Source organism: Streptomyces odonnellii (assembly GCF_000981895.1).
Taxonomy (GTDB): domain Bacteria; phylum Actinomycetota; class Actinomycetes; order Streptomycetales; family Streptomycetaceae; genus Streptomyces; species Streptomyces odonnellii.
Window position 1 is genome coordinate 1 of record NZ_LATD01000440.1, and the last position, 3,673, is coordinate 3,673.

Genomic DNA, 3,673 nt, shown 5'->3' on the forward strand with positions numbered 1-3,673 from the left:
GACCTACCCTTGCTGCCTTCCGGCCCTGGGGGAGTTCAGTCAGATAGCGCCACGTGAGGGGCTGCGCCCACCCTACCCGATCCCCACCCCCCACAACGAGTTCGCGAGCACGCCTCAGCGTCTTGTATTGTTTGCGGCGGAGGATTCGCCTAGAGGCCTAGGGCGCACGCTTGGAAAGCGTGTTGGGGGCAACCCCTCACGAGTTCGAATCTCGTATCCTCCGCTCATGCTCTCACCGGGCATAACGTCGATGGGCCCCGCAGCTTGCTGCGGGGCCCATCGACGTTCGTAGTTGCAGTTTTAGTTGCAGTTGGCGAGATCAGTCAGCGGGTGGCTGCTGGTCCGCCCTGGTCCAGAGGAGTCCGCCGACCTTGGCGGCTGTGTCCTTGAGGACGCGGTCGGTCAGGTGCTGGTAGCGGCGGCGCATCCGGGCCGACTGGCCCGGCTCCCAGCCCATGATCGCGTCCACGACGGTGCCGGGAACCCCGAGGATCAGCAGGATGGTGCCGGCGGTGTGGCGGGCGTCGTGCAGGCGGCCGTCCCGCAGACCGGCAGCCCCCAGGAGTTCCTTCCACTTGCGGTGGTCCGTGTTCGGGTTGAGCGGTTCACCGGTCGGCGAGGTGAAGACGTAGCCCTTCTCCACCCACAGGTCGCGGGCGAGGCGGCGTTCACGGTCCTGTTCCTCCCGGTGCTTCGAGAGGAGCTTCATCAGCTCCTCGGGGACGCCGATGGGCCGCCGTCCGGCGCGGGACTTGGTGTCCTTGGTCTCACGGCGGATGTTGACCTTCTGCGGGCAGTACCCGGGCTTTCGCCCGCAGCGGTCCCCGCAGCCGTGCTGGTACCGGGGCCGCAGCCGACCTCGGTGGACGACCAGGACCCCGAGGTCGAAGTCGACGTCCGTCCACTTGAGCCCGAGCACCTCCCCTTGGCGCAGCCCGAGGGCCAGAGCGATCACCCAGCGCGCTGAGTTCCGTTGCCGGTTGGCCACTTCGAGGAGGATCTGGACCTCCTCGACCGTGTACGGCACCACCTCTTCCTCCTCCAAGCGAGGGGCTTTGGCGATCGTTGCTGGGTTGTCGGTGAGGTGACGGCGGCGCTTGGCCTCGTTGAGAGCCGCGCGAACGGTGCGGTGGACCTGGTGCGCGGTACCGGCCGAACTGCCGTTGTCCTGCATCTTCTTGTAAAAGCGTTCAAGGTGTTCGGGCTCCAGCTTCGCCAGGCGGTGCGCGCCGAGGCCGGGTATGAGGTGGTGGTAGACGGCGACGCGGTAGCCGTCGATGGTGTTCTCGGAGACGTGCAGCGCGGCGATGTTCTCGACCCAGTGGGTCAGCCAGGACTCGACTGTCCAGGTCTGGCCTGCCTTCGGCACGCTGCCGGAGTCACGCTTCCGCTCCAGCTCGCGGACAGCCTTGGTGGCGTCGGCGCGGGTCTTGCGCATGACGTGGCGGCGGTCGGGCTTGCCGTTGTCCTTGACGCCAACGGTGACGTAGCCGTGCCAGTAGCCGTCCTTGCCGAAGTGGATCGATGATGCGCCGTTGGGCTGCCGGGACTTCGCCATGACTGCCCCCTCAGGCCACGAGAGCGACGGTCGACTGGGCAATCTGGGTCCGGGCGGCAACGTAGTCGCTCAGCGCCTCGGCCGGGATGCGGCGCAGGCGGCCTATCGTCACGGACGGGATCTCACCGGAGGCGAGGAGTGCGTACATCGTGGTCCGGCCGACGCCGAGGCGGCGAGCGGCCTCCTCGACGGTGAGCGCGACCAGCGTGGGGTCGTACGCGGTGTTGGTGTTGGCCTGGACGAGGTCGAGGAGCTGTTGCTCGGTCATGCCGAGGGCATCAGCCAACAGGGCAGCGGAGATGGGCGTTTCGGGCACGGAGATTCCTCCCGGCGGCGCGGGGGCAACGCGCAGCCGTGGTTGCTGTGTGGGATGGGCGGTGTGAAAGGGGTCCGCAGGGCGGCCCTCGGCGTTCGTAGCACCAGGGGACGGGCGGGAGAGGGTGGTGCGGCTACTCGGCGGCGGGAGTACCCGGGTCGTTACGGAGGGGGTCCTCGGGCGAGTTGGGGGCCGGGTAGAACGTCAGCTCATCGCCGGTGGGGGTGACGTCGACGCCGAGGCGTTCGGCGATCTCGTCGTATTCACGCTCGGCTTCTTCGAGGCGCCTCTTCGCGGCGTCGGCGAGGTCCTGGGCGGCTCTCCACTCCTTCTCCAGGTCCTGGAGGCGGAAGCCCGCTTCCTGGAGTTCGTAGTGGGGATCGTCCGGGTTGGCTACGGCCTGGGTCATGAAGTACTCGGCGGGCAGGTTCAGCGCCTTGGCCAGGCCGATGACCTCGTCGAACGGGATGGACCGGGTGCCGTTCTCGATCTTCGCGATCTGGGTCTGGTGGAACTTGAAGCCGAGGCGCCTCATGCGCTCGGCGACATCGTCCTGGGACAGCCGGGCGGCCTTCCGCATGATCTTCAGGTTGTGCGCCACCAGGGCCTCCCCCTCGCTGGGGATGAGGCGGCGCTCCTTGGGCTTGTCCATGATCACCTCCTCTCGGCTGCACCGGCACTGCACCGGAGCCCATAGCTAAACCATATCAGCATTGAATCTCCAACCGAAAGGCGCATGAAGCCAGGAGTGACACAGGTCACACGATCACGCGAGCTGGCACTATGCCAGTCAGGAATCGATAATCCAACCGACTATCGGTTTGACATCCATGCGCTGAGGGTAGTACAACAGATAGGCCAGCATGGAAATCCGAACCTGAAGGAGGTTGAGGGCGGCGATCACGCCGCCGGAGACAGACAAAACCCCCGGCGCTACGAACACCGGGGGCTGATCGGAAACCTCGACACCGCCCATCCCTGGACAGCAGACCAACGACGGACCGGGTTGCCCCCCGGAGCCGTCGAGTGAGGAATCTCCTTGAACGACGATACCCGCCCCGGCCCCGCCCACGCAGCGCAACCGGATCCCGATGTCACCGCCGGCAACGGCGCTGCCCTCCTGGACCAGCTCAGGGCGGCGATAGCCCGCTTCGTGATCCTGCCCAGCGAGGAGGCACTGGACGCTGCGGTGCTGTGGACCGCCGCCACCCACCTGCAGCCCTCATGGCAGCACGCCCCGCGCCTGGCCGTGGTCGGCCCCGCGAAACGATGCGGCAAGTCCCGCCTGCTCGACATCCTGACCGAGACCGTCCACAACCCCGTCATCACGGTCAACTCCACCGCCGCCGCGGTCTTCCGCTCCATCACCGAAGAGCCCCCGACTCTGCTCGTCGACGAGGCCGACACCATCTTCGGCACCCCCAAGCAGGCCGAGAAGAACGAGGAGATGCGCGGCCTCCTGAACGCCGGGCACCAACGCGACCGCTACGTCCTGCGCGTGGTCGGCAACGACCACACCCCCCACCGCTTCCACACCTTCGCCATGGCCGCACTGGCAGGCATCGGCGACCTCCCCGACACGATCATGGACCGGTCGGTCGTGATCCGCATGCGCCGCCGAGCCGAGGGCGAGCGCGTCAGCCCCTACCGCACCAAGCGCGACAGCCCCGCCCTGCACGAACTGCGCGCCCGTCTCGCCCGGTGGGCCGCGCCCCTAACCGGCCGGGCCCTGCTCCTAGAGCCCTCCATGCCGGTAGAGGACCGCGCCGCCGACACCTGGGAACCCCTCGTGATCGTCG

5 protein-coding genes and 1 tRNA gene are annotated in these 3,673 nt (G+C 67.6%); 2 read left to right on the plus strand and 4 right to left on the minus strand.

Annotation, left to right across the window (positions count from 1 at the left end; all coding sequences use genetic code 11):
- The first annotated feature begins 138 nt into the window (after window positions 1-138).
- Window positions 139-223, plus strand: a tRNA-Ser gene (locus WH07_RS32335).
- Window positions 224-319: 96 nt separating this feature from the next.
- Here the strand turns inward: WH07_RS32335 and WH07_RS32340 are convergent.
- The 4 genes from WH07_RS32340 to WH07_RS40055 form a co-directional block, all read right to left on the minus strand.
- The gene (locus tag WH07_RS32340; protein WP_046508057.1) at window positions 320-1,558 is read right to left on the minus strand and encodes a tyrosine-type recombinase/integrase; all 1,239 of its coding nucleotides are present in this window, start codon (window positions 1,556-1,558) and stop codon (window positions 320-322) included.
- A gap of 10 nt (window positions 1,559-1,568) precedes the next feature.
- A complete protein-coding gene (locus WH07_RS32345) occupies window positions 1,569-1,874 on the minus strand; it encodes a helix-turn-helix domain-containing protein (RefSeq protein ID WP_063775866.1) in 306 nt (101 codons plus the stop codon).
- Between the two features lie 133 nt (window positions 1,875-2,007).
- Entirely contained in the window at window positions 2,008-2,526 is a 519-nt protein-coding gene (locus WH07_RS32350) for a helix-turn-helix domain-containing protein (RefSeq protein ID WP_046508058.1), read from the minus strand.
- A 138-nt stretch (window positions 2,527-2,664) separates the two neighbouring features.
- Window positions 2,665-2,850, minus strand: a complete 186-nt coding sequence (locus WH07_RS40055) for a hypothetical protein (protein WP_157877473.1) — start codon at window positions 2,848-2,850, stop codon at window positions 2,665-2,667.
- A gap of 63 nt (window positions 2,851-2,913) precedes the next feature.
- Between WH07_RS40055 and WH07_RS32355 the strand changes: the two genes are divergently transcribed.
- A partial coding sequence (locus WH07_RS32355; protein WP_232789137.1) for a DUF3631 domain-containing protein occupies window positions 2,914-3,673 on the plus strand: 760 nt, incomplete at its 3' end.